16 protein-coding genes are annotated in these 19,174 nt (G+C 71.1%); 8 read left to right on the forward strand and 8 right to left on the reverse strand.

The genetic code is table 11. The features are described 5' to 3' along the window. Positions 1-13 precede the first annotated feature (13 nt). Positions 14-418 carry a hypothetical protein gene (locus tag ACLHRZ_RS13955; RefSeq protein ID WP_490418707.1) on the reverse strand — a complete coding sequence of 135 codons (405 nt, stop codon included), beginning with the start codon at positions 416-418 and terminating at the stop codon, positions 14-16. 752 nt (positions 419-1,170) lie between these two features. On the opposite strand from ACLHRZ_RS13955, the gene ltrA reads away from it, so the two are divergent. After that, positions 1,171-2,373: a group II intron reverse transcriptase/maturase gene (ltrA, locus tag ACLHRZ_RS13960; RefSeq protein WP_490418913.1), complete on the forward strand. Its 1,203-nt coding sequence runs from the start codon at positions 1,171-1,173 to the stop codon at positions 2,371-2,373. A gap of 262 nt (positions 2,374-2,635) precedes the next feature. Here ltrA and ACLHRZ_RS13965 read toward each other — a convergent pair whose 3' ends face one another. From ACLHRZ_RS13965 to ACLHRZ_RS13975, 3 genes are read right to left on the reverse strand one after another with little or no spacing between them, the layout of a single operon-like run. Then, positions 2,636-4,186, reverse strand: a complete 1,551-nt coding sequence (locus ACLHRZ_RS13965) for a S1 family peptidase (RefSeq protein WP_490418708.1) — start codon at positions 4,184-4,186, stop codon at positions 2,636-2,638. A gap of 12 nt (positions 4,187-4,198) precedes the next feature. Then, positions 4,199-5,803 (reverse strand): S1 family peptidase, encoded by a 1,605-nt coding sequence (locus ACLHRZ_RS13970; RefSeq protein ID WP_490418709.1) that lies wholly within the window; start codon positions 5,801-5,803, stop codon positions 4,199-4,201. A gap of 51 nt (positions 5,804-5,854) precedes the next feature. Then, positions 5,855-6,343, reverse strand: coding sequence for a hypothetical protein (locus tag ACLHRZ_RS13975; protein WP_490418710.1), 489 nt, complete (start codon positions 6,341-6,343; stop codon positions 5,855-5,857). A gap of 503 nt (positions 6,344-6,846) precedes the next feature. Between ACLHRZ_RS13975 and ACLHRZ_RS13980 the strand changes: the two genes are divergently transcribed. From ACLHRZ_RS13980 to ACLHRZ_RS14000, 5 genes are all read left to right on the forward strand, one after another. Continuing rightward, the gene (locus tag ACLHRZ_RS13980; protein ID WP_490418711.1) at positions 6,847-10,104 is read left to right on the forward strand and encodes an ALF repeat-containing protein; all 3,258 of its coding nucleotides are present in this window, start codon (positions 6,847-6,849) and stop codon (positions 10,102-10,104) included. A 73-nt stretch (positions 10,105-10,177) separates the two neighbouring features. Beyond that, positions 10,178-10,567 carry a hypothetical protein gene (locus ACLHRZ_RS13985; protein ID WP_490418712.1) on the forward strand — a complete coding sequence of 130 codons (390 nt, stop codon included), beginning with the start codon at positions 10,178-10,180 and terminating at the stop codon, positions 10,565-10,567. A 283-nt stretch (positions 10,568-10,850) separates the two neighbouring features. Next, on the forward strand, positions 10,851-11,156 hold the full coding sequence (locus ACLHRZ_RS13990) for a hypothetical protein (protein ID WP_490418713.1): 306 nt from the start codon (positions 10,851-10,853) through the stop codon (positions 11,154-11,156). A 52-nt stretch (positions 11,157-11,208) separates the two neighbouring features. Then, complete coding sequence (locus ACLHRZ_RS13995) at positions 11,209-12,474, forward strand: multidrug effflux MFS transporter (protein WP_490418714.1); 1,266 nt, start codon at positions 11,209-11,211, stop codon at positions 12,472-12,474. Positions 12,475-12,484: 10 nt separating this feature from the next. After that, positions 12,485-13,498, forward strand: coding sequence for a small ribosomal subunit Rsm22 family protein (locus ACLHRZ_RS14000; protein ID WP_490418715.1), 1,014 nt, complete (start codon positions 12,485-12,487; stop codon positions 13,496-13,498). Here the strand turns inward: ACLHRZ_RS14000 and ddaH are convergent. Next, a complete protein-coding gene (gene ddaH / locus ACLHRZ_RS14005) occupies positions 13,435-14,316 on the reverse strand; it encodes a dimethylargininase (RefSeq protein ID WP_490418716.1) in 882 nt (293 codons plus the stop codon). The genes ACLHRZ_RS14000 and ddaH overlap by 64 nt on opposite strands. Positions 14,317-14,495: 179 nt before the next feature. Between ddaH and ACLHRZ_RS14010 the strand changes: the two genes are divergently transcribed. Continuing rightward, complete coding sequence (locus ACLHRZ_RS14010; RefSeq protein WP_490418717.1) at positions 14,496-15,089, forward strand: TetR/AcrR family transcriptional regulator; 594 nt, start codon at positions 14,496-14,498, stop codon at positions 15,087-15,089. Between the two features lie 121 nt (positions 15,090-15,210). Continuing rightward, positions 15,211-15,933, forward strand: coding sequence for a bifunctional DNA primase/polymerase (locus ACLHRZ_RS14015; protein WP_490418718.1), 723 nt, complete (start codon positions 15,211-15,213; stop codon positions 15,931-15,933). Between the two features lie 35 nt (positions 15,934-15,968). Here ACLHRZ_RS14015 and ACLHRZ_RS14020 read toward each other — a convergent pair whose 3' ends face one another. Genes ACLHRZ_RS14020 through efeB form a run of 3 tightly spaced genes read right to left on the reverse strand, consistent with a single transcriptional unit; the run spans position 15,969 to position 19,162 of the window. Next, positions 15,969-16,862, reverse strand: a complete 894-nt coding sequence (locus ACLHRZ_RS14020) for an SCO2278 family lipoprotein (protein ID WP_490418719.1) — start codon at positions 16,860-16,862, stop codon at positions 15,969-15,971. Next, positions 16,813-17,877 carry an iron uptake transporter permease EfeU gene (gene efeU / locus ACLHRZ_RS14025; protein WP_490418720.1) on the reverse strand — a complete coding sequence of 355 codons (1,065 nt, stop codon included), beginning with the start codon at positions 17,875-17,877 and terminating at the stop codon, positions 16,813-16,815. Before efeU ends, ACLHRZ_RS14020 begins: the two co-directional genes overlap by 50 nt. Positions 17,878-17,911: 34 nt before the next feature. Further along, on the reverse strand, positions 17,912-19,162 hold the full coding sequence (gene efeB / locus ACLHRZ_RS14030; protein WP_490418721.1) for an iron uptake transporter deferrochelatase/peroxidase subunit: 1,251 nt from the start codon (positions 19,160-19,162) through the stop codon (positions 17,912-17,914). Between the last annotated feature and the right edge of the window lie 12 nt (positions 19,163-19,174).

The following is a 19,174-nucleotide window of genomic DNA, read 5'->3' on the forward strand; positions in this document are numbered from 1 at the left end:
AATTGCCTTTCGTTCAGCGAACCGTGACCGTGAATGCGGGCGATACGGCGCCGCCGCCGGAAATGCGCAGGAAGTTTTTCCCCTTGATGCCGAGCTTGACGCGCATCGCATAGGCGGAGTTCTTGTTGACCGAGACGGTCGCGGGCAGCGAGACCCACTTGGCGCCCTGCTTCTGCTGCAGGGTCACCTTGGTGCCGGCCGCTATGCCGGTGGCCTTTCCGGTGACGTGGAATTCCTGCCAGACGCCCACGGACGCGACACTGGCCTTGGCGGTCAGGGCGGGCTTTGCGGCCACGGACGGTGCGGTGGCGGCGGACGGTGCGGCCGGGGCCGGTGCGGCGACGGCGGTGGCCGTGAGGCCCGCGCCGAGTGCGACGGCCAGGCTTGTGGCGGCGACGAGGCGGAACGTGCGGTTCATTGCGTTTGTACGTCCAGGAGTCCGGGCGTCGTCTCAACTTGAAAGAGGTGGAGGGGATGTAACCGGACGTCAAGTTCAGGGCAGCCAGCCGGTGCAAGTCCGGTCCGGGGAGACGCCAGGGTCCCCGGTAGCTGACTCCCGGCGTCGTTCGAGAGGGCGGCGTCGAAGTGGGGTGACAAGCGTCCTTCGGGGGCGTGCGACCGGCCGGTCCGCAACATCAAGTGAAGCCTGCAGCGTCGTCATGTAGACCCCGCCCGGTGGGGTGGGCCAAGGAGGTGCCGAGCCCGTATGCGTAGGGCGAAGGCCATGGAAGGCGTCCGGGAACCTGGAGCGGGCGCCGAAGAACCTCCCGGCGTAAGGGGCGTGGAACGGTCGGAAGGTTGTCCTGGGAACTGGAGAGGGCCTACTCGGCCCCGGGCATGCGGCCCGGGAGCGTGGCTCGCCTATAACCGGCGGAACCGGGAAGTGGCGGGCTGTCGAGAGGCAGTCGGAGGGGGTCGTAGTAGTGCTGATCGGCGGGACAACATAACCCGCCGGGAGCGAAGGACCCCTGCTTCATCGACGCGATTCACAAACAGGGAGGGGCCCGGATGAGTGCCATTTCGGCTAGTTCCATCCGTCGGGAGGAAGGCGTCGCACGACCAGACGGCCGCCCTCTGGACAAGGTCCGAGCCTTGCAGTGGACGCTCTACCGCTGTGCCAAGCAAGAACCCGAACGACGATTCCATGCCCTGTATGGCCACGTCCACCGCATGGACGTCTTGTGGCGGGCATGGTCGGTCGTGTGCACGAACCGGGGAGCCCCTGGCGTGGACGGCGTGACCGTCGACGCGGTGGCGGCCTCGGGGGTGGATGTATTCCTCCAGGACCTGGCGGAACGACTGCGGACGTATACGTATCGTCCGTCGGTGCTGCGACGGGTCCAGATTCCCAAGCCGGGGCGGCCGGGGGAGTTCAGGCCGCTTTCGATTCCCATCGTGGCTGATCGCGTGGTGATGACGGCCGCGAAGCTGGTTCTCGAACCGGTCTTCGAGGCCGGGTTTACCGAGGCGAGCTACGGATTCCGGCCGAAACGGTCCGCGATCGACGCGTGCGATGCCGTGCGCGTCGCGGCGAACAAAGGTCGGGAGTGGGTTTTCGAGGCCGACATCCGGGACTGTTTCGGGACGATCGGGCACGACGCACTCGTTGCTCAGCTGGCGAGGCGCGTGGTGGACCGGTCGATGCTGAAGCTGATCCGGTCGTGGTTGCGGATGGGAGTACTGGAGGGCGGGGTGACCTCTCCGACCGGGGCGGGAACCCCACAGGGCTCACCGATCTCCCCGTTGCTGGCGAACGTCGCTCTGCACGTCCTCGATGAGGCGTGGCAGGACGAGGGCCGCCGGCTGGGAGTGCTGGTGAGGTACTGCGATGACTTCGTGGTCCTGTCGCCGACCAGACAACGGGCCGAGCAGGCCCAGCAACTGGCGGCGAGAGTGCTGGGACAGCTCGGGATGCGACTGCACCCCGAGAAGTCCGGCATCACCTGCCTCACCCGAGGTGGGCAGGGCTTCGAGTTCCTCGGCTTCCACCACCGGAAAGTGGAGTCGTGGAAGTGGCGGGGCAGGTTCTACCTGTACCGGTGGCCCTCGCAACGAGCGTTGAAGGTACTGCGGGACAAGGTCCGTGCGGCTACCTCGCGTTCTCGGACCGAGCGGCCGGTGGCTGCCGTGGTGGCCGAGCTCAACCCCGTGCTCCGGGGATGGGCCGGATACTTCCGTAAGGGAAACTCTGCGCGGAAGTTCGTAGCGGTGGACCAGTACGTCCACGAGCGGCTGGCGATTTTCACCAGCGATAAACACGGCCTCTCGGGCCGGAATTGGGCCGCCCGCTACAACTATGGGTGGGTCAGTCGGCTCGGGGTCTTCCGCCTGTCCGGAAAGTGGCACGGGGCGTTGGCGCATGCCCAGCGGTGAACGATGTCGGAAAGCCGTATGCGGGAGAACCGCACGTACGGTTTGAAGTGGCGGGGGCTGGAAACGGAGCGGAAGCCACCGCACCAGTCCCCGACCCTACTCCTCCCTGTGGACCGTTTCGCTGGTCTTACTGGGGAACACGGGAATCGGGTACCCCAGGTTGCCTGCCGACAGGCAGGTTTTCGGAGGGAGTTGGCGGGCCGTGTACGACGATGCGGCCCCCGCCCCGGGAGGGGCGGGGGCCGCAGACCGTCAGCCGGCGTCAGGAGCCGGTCGGCCACGCCGCGCGGGAGTCGCCCAGGTGACCCTTGCCGTCGCCGGGGTACCAGCGCAGGTCGCCGCGGCCCCAGCGGGCGAGGACGTCGCCCTTGCCGTCACCGTCGAAGTCGCCGCCCAGGGCGAACTGCATGGTGTCCCAGGTGTTGTCGTTCCACATGCGACCGGCCTTGTCGAACGAGCCCTTGGCGTTGCCCGTGTACAGGTCCATGCTGCCGGCCGAGGAGACGGCGGCGATGTCGTCCTTGCCGTCGCCGTTGAAGTCGGCGGTGGCGAGGAGACGCTTGGTCCACGTCTTGTCGCCCCACATCTCCTGCCGCTGGCCGGTCAGCAGACCGTCGGGGCCGGTCGGGTAGGCGAACAGCGAACCGTCGTCCCACTGGGCGATCAGACCGTCACGCGTCCAGCCGGGCGCGCGGAAGCGGGCGACGGCCGTCATCTTGCCCCACGAATTGTCGCGCCAGGCGTTCTGCCCGGTGGCGAGCTTGCCGCTGTCGGTGCCGCGGTACAGCTTCAGCATGCCGTCGGGGCCGATGGCCATGATGTCGGTCGTGCCGTCGCCGTTGAAGTCACCGGCGATGATCTGCTTCTTGCCGTCCCAGGTCTTGTCGCCCCACAGCTCGCGACCGTACTGGAGAACGCCGTCGGGACCCGTGTAGAAGGCGACCAGCGAGCCGTCCTTCAGCACGGCGGCCACGTCGCTGCGGCCGCTGCCGCTGAACCTGCCGGTGGTGACGACGTTGGTGACCTCGCCGGACCGGCCCGTCAGCCGCAGCTGCTGGATCCAGGTGTTGACGTCGTCGACGCGGGAGCCGGTGGCGCCGGTCCGCTTCTCGGAGTCGTCCGAGCCCCAGCAACCGCCCTGCCACGACGCCGTGTTGACCGCAGCCAGCTCGAACGCGCCGTCCTTCTCGCGGAAGAGGGGCGCGCCGGTGTCGCCCTTGCACAGGCTCGCGCCGGCGGGGGCCTTGCCGTCGACGTCGACGCCGGTGGCCGACACGTTGCCGACGCCGAAGGCGGCGGTGTGCAGCAGGTCGGGCACCCACTCGTCCTTGGTGCGGCCGTAGCCGGCCGCGCGCAGCTCCTCGCCCTGCTGGGGCGCGGTGGTGCCGACGGTCACGGGAGCGACGTTCGTGACGCGGTTGGCGAGCCGGACCATGACGAGGTCGCGGTCGCCGCGCGGAGCGAGATCGATCGCGTCCATCTGCGTGCCGCCGTTGCCCGAGAGGTCGGTGCGGCCGACGGTGACGGTGGTCTTGAGCTTCGGGGCGCCGGCGGGGATGTGGTAGCCCTGCGCCGGGTCGTCGGCGAAGCAGCCGGCGGCGGTGAGCACCCACTGCGCGTCGACGAGCGCACCGGTGCAGCTGCGCTTGCTGCTGCCGGTGCCGATGTCGAGCTTGGCGGTGAAGGCGTACTGGCCGTCCTTGGCCGGGTCGCCGACGACGGCGTGGGCCGGGGCGGCGGTCAGCAGGCCGGCGGCAACGGCCGTGGAGACGAGGGTGGTTGCCCACGCGGTCCGGGACGTCTTGTTGGTCATGAGTGATTGCTCCTAGCCGACGAGCTGGACTTCGCCGTGCGTGCCGCTTGCGTCCACGCCCGGGTAGTAGCTGAGGTTGCCGTCGTTCCAGCGGATGAAAATGTCGTTCGGGTGGCCGTTGGCGTCGGTGAAGTTGCCGACCGTGATCTGCGCGGCCTTCTCCCAGGCCGTGTGGTCGGGGCGGATCTGGATGCGGCCGCCGTGGTAGCCGGCGGCGTCGACGCCGGGGAAGAGCTGGGTCTGGCCTTCTTGCCAACGGATCATGAGGTCCGCGGCCCTCTTGCCGGTGAACTCGCCCGCGTTCAACTGAACGGCGTTCTCCCAGCCCTTGTCCGCATTGGTCAGCTGGGTTTCCTTGGAGACGCCGTTCTTCTCGGTGTCCGAGTACATCGACGTGGAGCCGTTGTCCCACAGCACGAGCAGGTCGTCCCGCAGGTTGTTCGTGGCGAAGCGGCCGGCGGTGATCAGACGGGCGCGCTTCCAGGTGTCGCTGTACGCAAGGGTCTTCTCATCGTGGAAGCCCGTCTCGTCGACGTGGGTGTACGTCGAGAGCTTGCCGCTGGCCCAGCGGACGGTGAGGCCCTCGGAGCCGTCCTGGGTGAACTTGCCGCCGGTGACGGCGCGGGCGTCCTTCCAGTAGCTGCCGGCGCCGGCGAGCTTGTACTCCGCGGTGAACGGGTACTTCGGGTCGCCGCCGTCGGAGCCCTGGTAGAGGGAGGCCGAGCCGTCGTTCCAGACGACGAAGAGGTCCATGCGGCGCTTGCTGTCGGCCGCGCCCTTGCCGGTGAAGTAACCGGAGGCCAGGTGGGAGGCCTTCTTCCAGTCGGCGCGGGAGAGCAGGGTGCGGACGTACGTCTGCCGGATCCAGTCCGCGACGTCGTCCACGCGGGTGGCGGTGGCACCGGTCCGCTTCTCGGAGTCGTCCGAGCCCCAGCATCCGCCCTGCCAGGAACCGGTGTTGACGGCGGCGAGCTCGAAGGCGCCGTTCCTCTCGCGGAAGACCGGGGCGCCGTCGTCGCCCGTGCAGGTCGTGGCCTCGGCGGGCTTGCCCGCGAGGTCGACGGTGGTGGCCGAGACCGTACCGGCGGTGAACGCTGCGGAGTGCAGGCGGGTCGGGACCCACTCGTCCTTGGTGCGGCCGTAGCCGGCCGCGCGCACGTCCTCGCCCTGCTGGGGCGCGGAGTTGCCGATGGCGACGGGCGCGATGTCGGCGACCGGCTTGGCGAGGCGGACCATGACGAGATCGCGGTCGCCGCGGGGGACGAGCTCGACGGCGTCGACGGTGCTGCCGGTCTCCGTGGTCAGGTCGGTGCGGCCGACGGTGACGGTGGTCTTCGCCTTCGGTGCGCCGGCGGGGATGCGGTAGCCCTGGGACGGGTCGTCGGCGAAGCAGCTGGCGGCGGTGAGCACCCACTGGCTCTCCACCAGGGTGCCGGTGCAGCTGCGCTTGCTGCCGCTGCCGCTGCCGATGTCGAGCTTCGCGGTGAAGGTGTACTGGCTGTCCTTGGCCTCGTCGCCGACGACGGCGCCGGCCGGGGCGGCGGTCATGACGCCGGCGGTGACGGAGGCGGTGACGAGGCCTGCCACCCACGCGGTGCGTGAGCGTATGGCTGACATGGGTTTCTTTTCCCTTGCTGGAGTCATGGAGAAAGAGCCGTTGTTTTCCGGCTACTTCTTGGCGACGATCTCCAGCAGGGTGAAGCGACGCCCCTGCGGGTCCTGGCTCTCGCCGACGTTCGTCCAGGCGTTCTTGTCCAGCGTGTAGGACTTGTCCTCGTTGGTGGTCTGCATGTTGAGGTTCACGTTGTAGTCGTTGCCCTTGGCCCCGTAGACGCTGGGCAGTTCAAGGCTCAGGTAACCCGACTTGCCGGAGACACGGAAGCAGAACTTCCCCTGGCCGACCTTGTCGGTCTCCTGCATGTCCCGTGCGCGCACCTCGATCAGGCCGGGGCGGCCGTCGCAGGCCACGAGCGTGATGTGCCCGTCGCCCGTCTTCAGCTTGATCCCGCGCTCCGCGAAGATCTTGTCGGCCTGCGGGTACTGGAAGTCCTCCACGGCGGAGGGCGGGGTGTCCGCGGCAAGGGCGGTGGCGGAGCAGGTGAGCACCGTGGCGGCCGTGACGGTGGCGGCGGTCAGCGTACGGGAAATCAACTTCATGGCTTCTCAGGTCCCTTGCGAACAGCGCGACAGGAAATCGCGCGCAGAGCGTCAAGAATTCACGCGTATACAGCGCATACGCGGTGCCCGTCCGACAAGGAACCGGGTTGGCTGGTCAGACCCCCCCGAGTCTCGTTGCCTGGTCTGATGGCGCGTCGACTGCCCCCTGCGCTCGGACCGGCGAACCCATTGATATCACCTTAGGCGGTGTGCCCAGAAGGCGGGTTGAATCACCTCACGTGCCGACTCACGTGTTCTTGACCACTCAGGCCCGGACGGCCCGCAAAGGTACCGTCTGGCCCTTTTCGCTATGCGATCATGCGCTGTGTCGCGGCAACTGCCGTCGCATATCGGGTCCTTGGGGGGGACAAGCGGACGACCCTTGGCGAATCCTTGACGGGCCCGCACAGTTTTGAGGGGATATGAACAGTAAGAGACGAATAGCGGGTCCGCTGCGTGCGCGACGCGCACGCAGGAAACTTCCGGCACTCACGGCCCTGACCATGGCCGCAACGGTGTTCGGTACCACGGTGGCCCAGGCCGCACCTGCCGATGCAGGTGGTCCGCCGCTGCCGGCGGACGCTCGGGCGCAGGTGGTCCAGGCCTGGACCCTCGGAGGCATCGCCACCAAGGACGCCGCCGCGAAGGCGCTGGCCGGCTCCGACACGGACATCGACGCCTTCCTGAGGCAGGGACTCGACCGTGCGTCCGCCGAGGACGAGCGCTTCGCCGCCCTGAAGATGCTCAGCTCGTCCGGCAGCGGTGTGCGTGCGGCCGCCTCGAAGGCCCTGAGCGGCTCGGACGCGGACATCCACGAGTTCGTGAAGTCGGGCTACAAGAACCCGCTGGACGACGACCGGCGGGTTGCGGTCCTGGCGGCCATGAACAATGCCGGCCCCGGTGTGCGCGCGGCGGCACAGAAGGCGCTGGACGACGGCTCTGCCGAGGTGCTGGAGAAGTTCCTCAACAAGGGCAGGGCCGACGCCCAGGAGGACGACGACCGCGTCCAGGTGCTCAAGATCATGGGCGCGGGCGGACCGGAGGTGAAGAAGCAGGCGCAGCGTGCGCTCGACGGATCCGCCCAGGACATCCGGGAGTTCCTCGAGACCGGGGTGAACCTGGCTCGCTCGCGCGATCAGGAGACCCTGACGGTCTCCCAGCTCGCCGACGTCGCGACGGAGGCCGGAAAGCGGGCCAAGGCCGAGACCGACGCTGCCAAGGAGGCCTCGGCGCGTGCCGAGGAGGCCGCGGCGAAGGCCAAGGAGGCTGCACAGAAGGCTGCCAAGGAGACCGCGGCGGCCAAGGACGACCTCCAGCGGGCCGGCCAGGCCGCCAACCGCGCCGCCGCTGCTGCCGAGGGCGCCGCCGACGCGGCGCGGACCGCCATCGAGGCGTCCAACACGGCGGTGTCCGCAGCCCGTACGGCCGCCGCTGCCGCCCAGGCCGCTGCCTCCGCGGCCGCTGCCGCCGGCCAGGCCGCCGCGCGTGCGTACTCCGCTGCCTCCGCTGCTGCCGGCAATGCGAGCGAGGCCGCGTCGGCCCGGCGGGCCGCGCAGGCTGCACGGGACGCCGCGGCCGGTGCCCGCACCGCGGCCTCGGCCGCCGAGGACGCCGCCAACGCCAGTGCCGAGGCCGGTCGTTCCGGTGCCGCCGCCGCCCGCGCCGCGCAGAACGCCGCGGATGCTGCCGCTGCCGCAGCGGACGCCGGCAGCTACGCCGGCGAGGCGAACGTGCAGGCGCGCCGCGCCCGTGACGCTGCCGACGTTGCCCGCAGCGCTGCCGGCGAGGCCACTGAGGCCGCCGGCCGCGCTCAGTCGCTCGCCTCCCAGGCCGCGTCCGCCGCACACGATGCGCACGACGCCGCCAACAGCGCGGCCGACCACGCGGAGAAGGCCGCGAAGGCCGCCGACGAGGCCGCGGCCCAGGCGGGCAAGGCCCAGGACTGGGCGAACAAGGCCACCGACCACGCCAACAACGCCATCGCGGCTGCCAAGGTGGCGTCCGCTGCGGTGACGCAGGCGCAGAACGTCGAGAAGCTCGCCCGCGAGAGCGAGAAGGCCAAGCTGGATGCCGACATGAAGCTCGGCATCGAGGAGGCCGAGGCCCTTGCCAAGGCCGACCAGGCCACGCACGACCAGCAGAACAGCCTACAGACCCAGGCCGCTGCGACCGACGGGGCGACCAGGCAGCTGCTGGACAAGGCCGCCGCCGGGAACGACACCAAGGCGGTGGCCGACCTCGGCCGCAGGGCGGCCGTCAACCTGCTGGACAGCACTGGCACGTGGACCCGCGCGGCGGCCCAGACCGCTCTCTCGGGCCCGGACGAGGCCGTGGCCACCTGGGTCCGGAAGGACTACAAGGAAGCCCAGCAACAGGACGACCGGGAGAAGGTTCTCTACCTCGCCAAGATCGGCGGACCGGGCCTGGCCGATGCGGCCACCAAGACGCTGCAGAGCAACGACGCGGGCCGGGTGGAGCAGTTCCTCACCCAGGGCGTCTACGACGTTCAGTCGCAGGACTACCAGGTCCAGGTCCTCAGGCTGATGAACGGCGCCGGTCCGGCTGTCAAGAAGGCGGCCGGCGCGGCCATGGACGACGGCAGCGTCAAGGCTCTCGCCACCTTCCTGGCCAATGGCTATCGCCAGGCTCAGCAGGAGGACGACCAGGTCGAGACGCTCCGGACCATGAACGGCGCGGGCGACAACGTGAAGGCCGCAGCCCAGGTGGCGATGAACGGGCCGGCGTGGATGCAGCACGACTTCGTCACCCGTGTCCGGTACAAGGCCGCCCGGCTGGACCAGGACACCGCCACACACATCGCCTCCGTCCAGGCGCTGATCGCCAATGCCGCCCGCGCCGCGGCCACCGCGAACCAGAACGCCTACGAGGCCTACGAGGTGGCCGCGCACGCCCGTGACAAGGCCACGGAGGCCGGCGAGTGGGCGGCCAAGGCCCGCGCCTCGGCCAAGGACGCCGGCGACTACGCCGCCCAGGCGAACGCCAAGGCCAAGGAGGCCGACGCCTCGGCTGCTGCCGCGGCCGATTCCGCCAGGAAGGCCAAGGACGCGGCAGCCACGGCCCAGACGGCCAGCCGCCAGGCCAATTACTCGGCCAATCAGGCCGCTTCCTCCGCGCAGGATGCCTCGGCATCGGCTGCCTCCGCCCAGGCCTCGGCCGCCAACGCCGCCCAGTCGGCCAGCGCCGCGGGCAAGGACGCCGCTGCGGCCTCCCAGGCTGCCAGCGAGGCCAACAGCATCGCCATCCAGAAGCGTCAGCAGGAGGAGGCGGCTGCTGCGGCCAAGGCCGCGGAGCAGGCTCGGCAGAACAAGCAGAACAACACCAACCCCGCCGACAACCCGGGCAATGACACCGTCAACGTTCCCGGCAAGGGCTCCGGCTCGGGCGGCGGCGGAGACGGCAAGGCCGGCGCCCGCGAGTGGGCCAAGAACCTGAGTACGGCATCCTCCTGGGTGGGCATCGTGGGAGCGGCATCGCTGGCCATTCCCGTGGTCGGTGAGTTCTCCGCACCCATCCTGGGAGGCATCTCGGTCGGCCTCGGCGTGATCAGCACCGGGCTGTACGCTTACGCGGACGGGTTCAGCAGCTCGGGCTTCATCTCCGGTGTCGCTTCGCTCGCGCTCGGCGGCATCGGTTCGGGCGTCAGCGCGGTGATCAAGTCGGCCGCATCGCGGACGGTCGTCACGACCGGCTCGCGGATCGCGCACGAAGCCATTTCCGGGATCGTGGGCCTCTTCAGCTAGCCGTGGGAACCGGCACAGAACGATGACCGTGGGGGCCCGCCGCGCGGGCTCCCACGGGGTGAAGGAAAACGACGTGCATGCTCCTGAAGTCCCCCTGTACGCCTGGTGGATCGTCTCCATCGCCGCCACGCTGGTCTACCTGGTCTTCTTCGTCTGGCTCATGCCGGTCCGGAAGTACAAGGTCCAGGTTTGCTTCGGGCCCGTGTTCATGGCGGTGTTCGGCGTGACATCGGCGCTGCTGAAGGGCCTGACGCTGGAGATGCTGCTGCCGATGTATTCCACTGCCGCCCTGGTCCTCCCCGCCGGGCTGGCGGGACATCACCGGGAACTGCGTCAGATGATCCTGGACCACGCGGAACACGGGGAGAGCGCGGAGCACAAGCCCTCCCGTGGAATGCTCGTCCAGTTGACCTTTGCGGTGATCGTCCTGGGTGCGCTCATGGCGTGGTTCACCTTCGTGTGACCTTTGCAGTCGGCGGATCCGGCGGAACCCGGTGAGGCCCTGCAGCCGACGCCGGCTTCAGGGCCTCACTGCCGGAAGGCGTCACCATCCGTCCGTGTATTTCAAGCCGCGGGTCGGCGCCTTGGGGTCGGGAACAAGGCCGACCCCACTGCTGCCGGGTCCGCTCAGGGCGGCCCAGCCGTCCGAGGAGAATGACGTGCATCCTCCGGATCTTCCCTTGTATGTCTGGTGGGTGACGGCCATCGCGGCAACGTTTACGTTTCTTGCCTTTTTCGTCCCTGGCATGCCGAATCGGCGCTACAAGGTGCAGCTCTCCCTCGCGCCTTTTGCCGCCGTGCTGCTCGTGGCGGTCAGCGCCGTAGTGAAGCACCACAATGCCGAGGTGTCCCTCCCGCTGTACGTGTCGGTGCTCCTCGGAGTCCCGCTCGGGCTCGCGGGGCGCCGGAAGGAACTCCGGGGCAAGGCACTGGACATCGCGGCGAACGGATACAACCGGGACAACGCGCTGTCCAAGGCGGCCCAGGTGCAGGCCTTCGTGGCGATCCTCATCGTGGGCGGGGCCGGCGCCTGGTTCTCGATGGCGGGGTAGCCGCCCGGTCCCGCGAACGGCGAAAGAACACGACCGCGGCATCATGGACCCCATGCCCACCGACGCCCCCACCACCCCGACCCCCGCCCGCCCCCGCATATCCACCCCCGGCCCCGCCCCCGCGGGGCTCGTCGTCACGCTTGTGCTCGGGGCGCTCACCGCGCTCCCGCCGCTGTCCATGGACATGTACCTCCCGGCCCTGCCGGAGGTCACCGGGGCCCTGCACAGTCCCGCCGCCACCGTGCAACTCACGCTCACCGCCTGCCTCATGGGGATGGCGCTCGGGCAGCTCGTCGTGGGGCCCATGAGTGACAAGTGGGGGCGGCGGCGGCCGTTGCTCGCCGGGATGGTGGTCTATGTGATCGCCACGGCCGCGTGTGCGCTCGCGCCCGGGGCCGGGGTGCTCATCGGGTGCCGGCTCGTGCAGGGACTGGCCGGGGCCGCCGGGATCGTCATCGCGCGGGCCGTCGTGCGCGATCTCTACGACGGCGTGGCCATGGCCCGGTTCTTCTCCACCCTGATGCTGATCTCCGGGGTGGCCCCCGTCGTCGCGCCGCTCATCGGCGGCCAGGTGCTGCGGCTGACGGACTGGCGCGGGGTGTTCGTCGTCCTCACGGTGGTCGGCGCGCTGCTCTGCCTGGTCGTCTGGCGGGGGATCCCGGAGACGCTGCCGCCGGAGCGGCGGCACGACGGCGGTGTGGTGCAGGCCCTGCAGACCATGCGCGGGCTGCTCGCCGACCGCGTGTTCACCGGCTACGTGCTCGCGGGCGGGTTCAGCTTCGCCGCGCTCTTCGCCTACATCTCCGCGTCGCCCTTCGTCATCCAGGACATCTACCACGCCTCCCCGCAGACCTTCAGTCTGCTCTTCGGGCTCAACTCCGTCGGGCTCGTGCTCGTCGGCCAGATCAACGGCAAGGTCCTGGCCGGGCGCTTCTCCCTCGACGTGGTCCTCGGCATCGGCCTCGCCGTGGTCACCCTCTCCGCCGTCGCGCTGCTGCTCATGACCTCGGGGGTGTTCGGCCGGCCCGGGCTCGTGCCCGTCGCCGCCGGACTGTTCGTCCTGATGTCCGCCATGGGGCTCGCCATGCCCAACACCAGCGCCCAGGCGCTGATGCGCTCCCGCAACGCCGCGGGCTCCGCCTCGGCGCTGCTCGGCACGTCCACCTTCCTGCTCGGCGCGGTCGCCTCGCCGCTGGTCGGCATCGCGGGCGAGCACACGGCCGTGCCGATGGCGGTGGTGCAGCTGGGCTGCGCGCTGGCGGCCGTCGCCTGTTTCGTGGGGCTGTGCCGGCCGTGGCAGCGCAGGGACGCCGCATAGAATGCGGCAAATGCACGCCCCCGCACATGCACCGACCGGCGAAACCCTGCGCACCGCCCTCGCCGGCCTCCTCGACGGGCTGCCGCCCAGGCAGGCCGCCCGGGCCGTCGAGCGGCTGATCACCAACTACCGGGGGCGCACCCCGACCCACGCCCCGGTGCTGCGCGACCGGTCCGACGTCGCCGCGTACGCGGCCTACCGGATGCCCGCCACCTTCGAGGCCGTGTGCTCGGCCCTGGAGGCGTTCCGGGACCGGCTGCCGGACTTCGTCCCCGCCTCGCACGTGGACGTCGGCGGCGGGACCGGCGCCGCCACCTGGGCCGTCGCGGCGGCCTGGCCCGAGGGCGCGCACCGCACCACGGTCCTGGACTGGGCCGAGCCGGCCCTGGCGCTGGGCGCCGAACTCGCGGGCGGCGCCGCCTCCGAGCCCCTGCGCACCGCGCAGTGGAAGCGGCAGGCGATCGACGCCTCGCTCGCCCTCCCCGACGCCGACCTGGTCACCGTCTCCTACGTCCTCGGCGAACTCACCGAGGACGGGCGGCGCGCGGTGACCGAGGAGGCGGCCCGGGCCGCCTCGGCCGTCGTCATGATCGAACCGGGCACCCCGGACGGCTACCTGCGGATCATCGAGGCCCGCGACCGGCTGATCGCCGCGGGCTTCCGCGTGGTCGCCCCCTGCCCGCACAGCGCGGCCTGCCCCATCGAGCGGGGCACCGACTGGTGCCACTTCTCCGCCCGCGTGAGCCGTTCCTCGCTGCACCGGCAGGTCAAGGGCGGTTCGCTGGCGTACGAGGACGAGAAGTTCTCGTACGTGGCCGCCGTGCGCACCGGCGAGCTGCCGGACGCCCCGGCCCGCGTGGTGCGCAAGCCGCAGATCCGCAAGGGCCAGGTCCTCCTGGAGCTGTGCACGCCGGAGGAGGGCCTGACCCGGGAGACCGTGACCAAGCGCCACGGTCCCCTCTACAGGGCTGCGCGCGACACCGGCTGGGGCGACAGCTGGCCTCCGGAGGAGGACGGGGCCTGACGCAGCTCCTGCGTGCAGCACTTCACACTGCCGCCGCCCTTGAGCAGCTCGCCCAGATCGATCCCGAGCGGTTCGTAGCCTCTCTCCCGCAGCGGCCCGAACAGGCCCACCGCCGCCTGCGGGAGCAGCACGTGGCGCCCGTCGGAGACGGCGTTCAGGCCGAGGGCCGCGGCGTCCTCCTCGGCGGCGATCAGCGCGTCGGGGAACAGCCGCCGCAGCACGGCTCTGCTGCCCGCCGAGAAGGCGCCGGGGTAGTACATGACCTCGTCGCCCGCCTCGTCGAGGACGCACAGCGCCGTGTCCAGGTGGTAGTAGCGGGGGTCGACGAGGTCGAGTCCGACGACGGGGCGGCCGAAGAACTCCTGGGCCTCGGCGTGCGAGAGCGGGCTGCTGCGGAAGCCCCGCCCGGCCAGCAGCCAGGAGGCGGTGACGGCGAAGTCGCCCTCGCCCTCGTTGATGTGCGCCGGTTCGTACACCTCGGTGTACCCGTGCGTGCGGAACCACTCCAGGTGCACCTCCGCCTCGGCCCAGCGCTCGGGGTGGGCGAAGCGGGCGCCCAGCACCCGGCCGTCGACGACCGTGGCGCCGTTGGCCGCGTAGACCATGTCGGGCAGGCCGGGGCGGGGGGCCAGCTCCTCGACGGTGTGGCCGAGGGCGCGGTAGCGGTCGCGGAGTTCTTCCCACTGGGCGAGCGCGAGCGGCAGATCGACCGGTTTGCCCGGGTCCATCCACGGGTTGATCGAGTACGTCACCCGGAAGTGCACCGGCGGGCACATCAAGTAGCGACGCGGGGTGAAAGCACGCTGGGTCGTACGCAAGTCGCGCTCCTCACAGTGGGGTTGGGCACGTGCGAGAGCTCGCACGTGCCCAAATGGTCCACGTTCGGCGACCTGCGCGCATGAACCGTACGGGTGGTTTACCGGTGGCTCTCCCGTGCCTTTTTCCACGCCCGGAAGGCGAAACGGTCCGTCTCACCGGCTCGGTACACTCGCACGTCATGACTGCCAAGACGCCCGACTCCACCCGCCGCAGCGAGCGTTCCCGCCGCGCGATCCTCGACGCCGCCCTCGAACTGGTCGGTGAGAGCGGATACCAGCGCCTCACCATCGAGGCCATCGCCGCCCGCGCGGGCGTCGGCAAGCAGACGATCTACCGCTGGTGGCCCTCCAAGGCCGCCGTCCTCTTCGAGGCGTGCCTGCCCGAGGGCACCGACGCCGAGAGCGTGGAACTGCCGGACACCGGCGACCTCGAGGCCGACCTCAGGACCGTCCTGCGGGCCACGGTGGACGAGCTCAACGACCCCCGCCTCGACGCCCCCACCCGCGCGCTGACCGCCGAGGCGCAGAACGACCTGCAGCTGGCCGGGGCGCTCACCGAGAAGGTCCTCGAACCCCAGCTCCAGGCCTACGTGCGCCGGTTCCGCACGGCCCAGGAGGCCGGGCAGATCGACGCCCGCGTCGACCCGCGCATCGCCGTCGAACTCCTGGTGGGCCCCCTCTACCACCGCTGGCAGACCCGCACCCTCCCGCTTACCCACGAGTACGCCGACGCCGTCGTCGACCTCGCACTCCGCGGCATCGCCCCCCGCTGAACCCGTCCCGGGACCCGTCCCGAGCGGCCGGTCTCACACCCCCCGGATGCGTCCGGCGGTCACACCGGGCGCAGGATGGTGGCAGCATTGACCGGAGACCGCGGTCGAAGTGAGGGGATAGATGGAACGCAAGAGCAGATTCTCCCAGTGGCTGCGCCGCCCCAGGAGCGGAGCGGGCGGCGATACGGGCACGGGGGCGGCGCCGGCCGCCCGCGAGGAGCTGCTCCTGGCCGCGGCCGCCGCGGGCTTCCCCCTGGCCCCGGCCGCGCACCCCTCGGGCTACGGCTGTTCCTGCGAGCGCATCGGCTGTCCCACGCCCGGCCGGCACCCCGTCTCCTTCGCCTGGTCCACCCTCGCCACCACGGACGCCGAGAAGGTGACCAAGTGGCTGCGCTCCCAGCCGGAGGCCAACTTCGTCACCGCGACGGGCATCGCCCACGACGTCCTCGACGTGCCCGCCGAGGCGGGCCGCCAGGCGCTGGACCGGCTCCTCGCGGCCGGCGTCGAGGTCGGCCCGGTGGCCACCGTCGACCCCGACCGCATGCTCTTCTTCACCGCGACCCGCGGCACCCCGGACGACGAGGACGAGTGGTGGCCCTGCGAGCTGGACTGCCACCCCGAGACGATGGACGAGCACCCCGGCCTGCGCTGGCACTGCCGCGGCAGCTACGTCCTGCTCCCGCCCTCGCAGCTGCCGGGTGACGGCCGCGTGCAGTGGCTGCACGGCGCCGAGCGCCCGCTGCCGGACCCGCTGACGCTGCTGGAGACCCTGACCGACGCCTGCGCCCAGTACGCGGACGGCCGTTCGGACCACGAGCACGCCCCCTGGCCCATCGGCCACTGAGGATCCGGGAACCCGGTGACCCGGGGATCCGCGGGCTACTCGCCCCTGGCGGCGGTCAGCGACTCGATCCGGTTGAGGAAGACGGCCCGGCCGCTCGCCGGCACCTGCACCGCCGACTCCGAGACCCGCGTGAACGTCACCGCGGTCCTCAGGTCGCCCGTCAGCAGCGCCTTCGTGCGCGCGTCGGAGATCGTGGGGGTCACGCCCTGCGCCATGGTGCGCTTCTCCCGGTGGTGCGCGGTGACGAACACCAGCGCGCCGCCGTCCTTGGTGCGCAGCGCCGGGGACGGGAAGCCGGGGGCCGCGTCGGGCGTGTCGATGAACTCGGTCCAGAAGTTGGGCGTACGGGCCAGCGGCGCGCGGTCCGCGCGCAGCCCCGAGGTGGCCGGGCCGTCGGCGAGGACCGCGCTCCTTCCGGTGCGCAGGTAGTCCGCGTACGCCTGGCTCAGTGCACCGGGGGCGGCGGCGAGCCCGTCCGCGTCGCGGGCCGGCACGGCCTGCGCGTACCCGTCGGCGTCCGTCGCGAAGGCCGGCACCTTGCCGTCGGCGAGCAGCGACAGGTACGCCGCCTTCCAGGGCTTGCCGGCGTGGGAGCGGGTGAAGACCACGAGCCAGCGGTTGCCGTCGCGGTTGCTGCGGGTGTCGGCGACGAAGAACTTCGGCCAGCCCGCCATCTTGGGAATCGTGAACCGGGCGTCGTCCAGCACGAGCGCCGGGTAGCCCGGGTTGCCGCCGGGCGTCGCCGCCCGCTGGACGGCCAGGTCGGCCCGGCCTATCTCGGCCAGCGCACCGGTCTCGACCCGGTCCACGAGGGCCGGGTCGAGCCTGCGGTACGCGTCGGTGTAGCCGTCGGTGAAGTGCTTGAGGGCCTCGGCGGCCTCAGCCTTGGACGCCGCCGGGATGACCGCCCGCTCGCCGTGCACCGTCATGCACCCGGTCGCTGTCGTCACGAGCACCGTCAGCGACAGCAGGGCTCCGAACACCCGACGTGGCGGCCGGCGTCTCATGGTGCGTGGACTCCTCGGTTGCGGCAGGGGACGGCTGCGCTACCTTACCGGCGTTGTCGGCGCCGTGACCGTCCGGGGAGCCCTCTTGGCCTGCAGTTCCGGCCGGGGGTCCGGGGGTCGCCCCCCGGGAGAATGCAGCAGCCCGGGGCGGTGCGAAGAACACCACGAGGGTCGGCACCAGGTACAGCGCCCACACCGCGACCTGCAGCCAGGTCGGGTCCGGCTGGAAGTTGAAGACGCCCTTCAGCAGCGTGCCGTACCAGCTGTCGGCGGGCACCTGCTCGCTGACGTCGAAGGCCTTGCTGCCCAGGCCCGGCAGGATGCCGGCCTCCTGCAGGTCGTGGAAGCCGTAGGCGAGCACGCCCGCGGCGACCACGACGAGCATGCCGCCGGTCCAGGTGAAGAACTTCGCCAGGTTGATCCTCAGCGCGCCGCGGTAGAACAACCAGCCCAGCACCACGGCCGTCAGCAGCCCCAACAGGGCGCCGACGAGCGGCCGTACACCGTCGTCCGTGGCCTGCACGGCCGTCCAGATGAACAGCGCCGTCTCCAGGCCCTCCCGGCCGACGGCGAGGAAGGCCGTGACGACGAGCGCGGTGGTGCCCATCGCCAGCGCCGCGTCCAGCTTGCCGTGCAGCTCCTTCTTCAGGTGCCGCGCGGTGCGCCGCATCCAGAAGACCATCCACGTCACCAGGCCGACCGCGATCACCGACAGCGAGCCGCCGAGCGCCTCCTGGGCCTCGAACGTCATGGTCCGCGAGCCGTACTGGAGCACCGCGCCGAAGCCCATGCTGAGCAGCACCGCGGCGGCGATGCCGGTCCAGACCGGCGGCAGGGCGTCCTTGCGCCCGGTCTTGACCAGGTAGGCGACGAGGATGCAGACGACCAGGCTGGCCTCCAGGCCCTCGCGCAGGCCGATCAGGTAGTTGCCGAACACGCGGCGTCCCCTTCCGTGCAGTTGCCGTCGTCGGTCACGCGAACAGGGCCCTGCCCCACCAGTCGTCCTCGTCCCGGACGCCCGGCGGGACGGCGAAGACCGCCGAACCCACGTGCTGGATGTACTCGTTGAGGGCGTCCTTCGCCGCGAGCCGGCGCTGCAGCGGGACGAACCCGTCCCGGACGTCGCGCTGGTACGCGATGAAGAACAGGCCCGCGTCCAGGCGGCCCAGGCCGTCCGTGCCGTCGGTGAAGGAGTAGCCGCGGCGCAGGATCGTCACGCCGCCGTTGCTGTCCGGGTGGGCCAGCCGCACGTGGGCGTCGGCCTTCATGGCCCTGAGGTCGGGCTCGTCGTGCTCGCGCTGCTTCCCCTGCGGGGCGCCCTCGCCCTTGGTGCGGCCGAAGGTGTCCTCCTGGTCCTTCAGCGAGGCGCGGTCCCAGGTCTCGACGTGCATCCGGATACGGCGCGCGACGAGGTAGGAGCCGCCGGACAGCCAGTCCGGGCCGTCCTTCCCGCTCACCCACACGTGCTTGTCGAGGCGCGCGGTCTCGGTGCCCGCGATGTTCCGGGTGCCGTCCTTGAACCCCATCATGTTGCGCGGGGTCTGGGCGTCCGGGGTCGTGGACGAGGTCTTGCCGAAGCCGAGTTGGGACCAGCGGATGGCGACGCGGCCCATGCCGATGCGGGCCAGGTTGCGGATCGCGTGCACCGCGACCTGCGGGTCGTCCGCGCAGGCCTGGACGCACAGGTCGCCGCCGCTGCGGGCCGCGTCGAGATTGTCGCCGGGGAAGGCGGGCAGGTCGATCAGGGCCTGCGGGCGGCGGGACTTGAGCCCGAAGCGGTCCTTGCCGTCCTTCTCGAACAGCCCCGGGCCCACGCCGAAGGTCAGCGTCAGCCGGGACGGCTTGAGGCCGAGGGCCTCGCCGGTGTCGTCCGGCGGCAGCTCCTCGTTGTCACTGATCGCTCCGTCGCCGACCTCGCGCCCGGCGGTCATCGCCGCGGCCGCGGCCGTCCACTCCTTCAACAGGGCGACGAGCGCGGCCCGGTCGGTGGTGGTCACGTCGAAGGCCGCGAAGTGCAGCCGGTCCTGGACGGGCGTGGCGATGCCGGCCTGGTGGGCGCCGTGGAAGGGCACGGCGTCACCGGCGGAGGCGGCGGGCTGCGAGCCGTCGCCCAGCCGCAGGGCGGCGGCGGTGCCGCCCGCGGCGGCCGCGCCGAGGGCGAGGCCGGCGCCGCCCCAGCCGAGCAGGGCGCGGCGGGAAGGAGAAGCGGTGCTGTCGGTCATGGTGCGCAGGCC

Source organism: Streptomyces sp. AM25, assembly GCF_058146165.1.

Excerpts from the sequence above, each read along its gene's own strand:
- ACLHRZ_RS13955 (WP_490418707.1), bottom strand. The coding sequence starts at position 418 with ATGAACCGCACGTTCCGCCTCGTCGCCGCCACAAGCCTGGCCGTCGCA.
- ltrA (WP_490418913.1), top strand. The coding sequence starts at position 1,171 with ATGGACGTCTTGTGGCGGGCATGGTCGGTCGTGTGCACGAACCGGGGA.
- ACLHRZ_RS13965 (WP_490418708.1), bottom strand. The coding sequence starts at position 4,186 with ATGACCAACAAGACGTCCCGGACCGCGTGGGCAACCACCCTCGTCTCC.
- ACLHRZ_RS13970 (WP_490418709.1), bottom strand. The coding sequence starts at position 5,803 with ATGTCAGCCATACGCTCACGCACCGCGTGGGTGGCAGGCCTCGTCACC.
- ACLHRZ_RS13975 (WP_490418710.1), bottom strand. The coding sequence starts at position 6,343 with ATGAAGTTGATTTCCCGTACGCTGACCGCCGCCACCGTCACGGCCGCC.
- ACLHRZ_RS13980 (WP_490418711.1), top strand. The coding sequence starts at position 6,847 with ATGGCCGCAACGGTGTTCGGTACCACGGTGGCCCAGGCCGCACCTGCC.
- ACLHRZ_RS13990 (WP_490418713.1), top strand. The coding sequence starts at position 10,851 with ATGCCGAATCGGCGCTACAAGGTGCAGCTCTCCCTCGCGCCTTTTGCC.
- ACLHRZ_RS13995 (WP_490418714.1), top strand. The coding sequence starts at position 11,209 with ATGCCCACCGACGCCCCCACCACCCCGACCCCCGCCCGCCCCCGCATA.
- ACLHRZ_RS14000 (WP_490418715.1), top strand. The coding sequence starts at position 12,485 with ATGCACGCCCCCGCACATGCACCGACCGGCGAAACCCTGCGCACCGCC.
- ACLHRZ_RS14010 (WP_490418717.1), top strand. The coding sequence starts at position 14,496 with ATGACTGCCAAGACGCCCGACTCCACCCGCCGCAGCGAGCGTTCCCGC.
- ACLHRZ_RS14015 (WP_490418718.1), top strand. The coding sequence starts at position 15,211 with ATGGAACGCAAGAGCAGATTCTCCCAGTGGCTGCGCCGCCCCAGGAGC.
- ACLHRZ_RS14020 (WP_490418719.1), bottom strand. The coding sequence starts at position 16,862 with ATGACGGTGCACGGCGAGCGGGCGGTCATCCCGGCGGCGTCCAAGGCT.
- efeB (WP_490418721.1), bottom strand. The coding sequence starts at position 19,162 with ATGACCGACAGCACCGCTTCTCCTTCCCGCCGCGCCCTGCTCGGCTGG.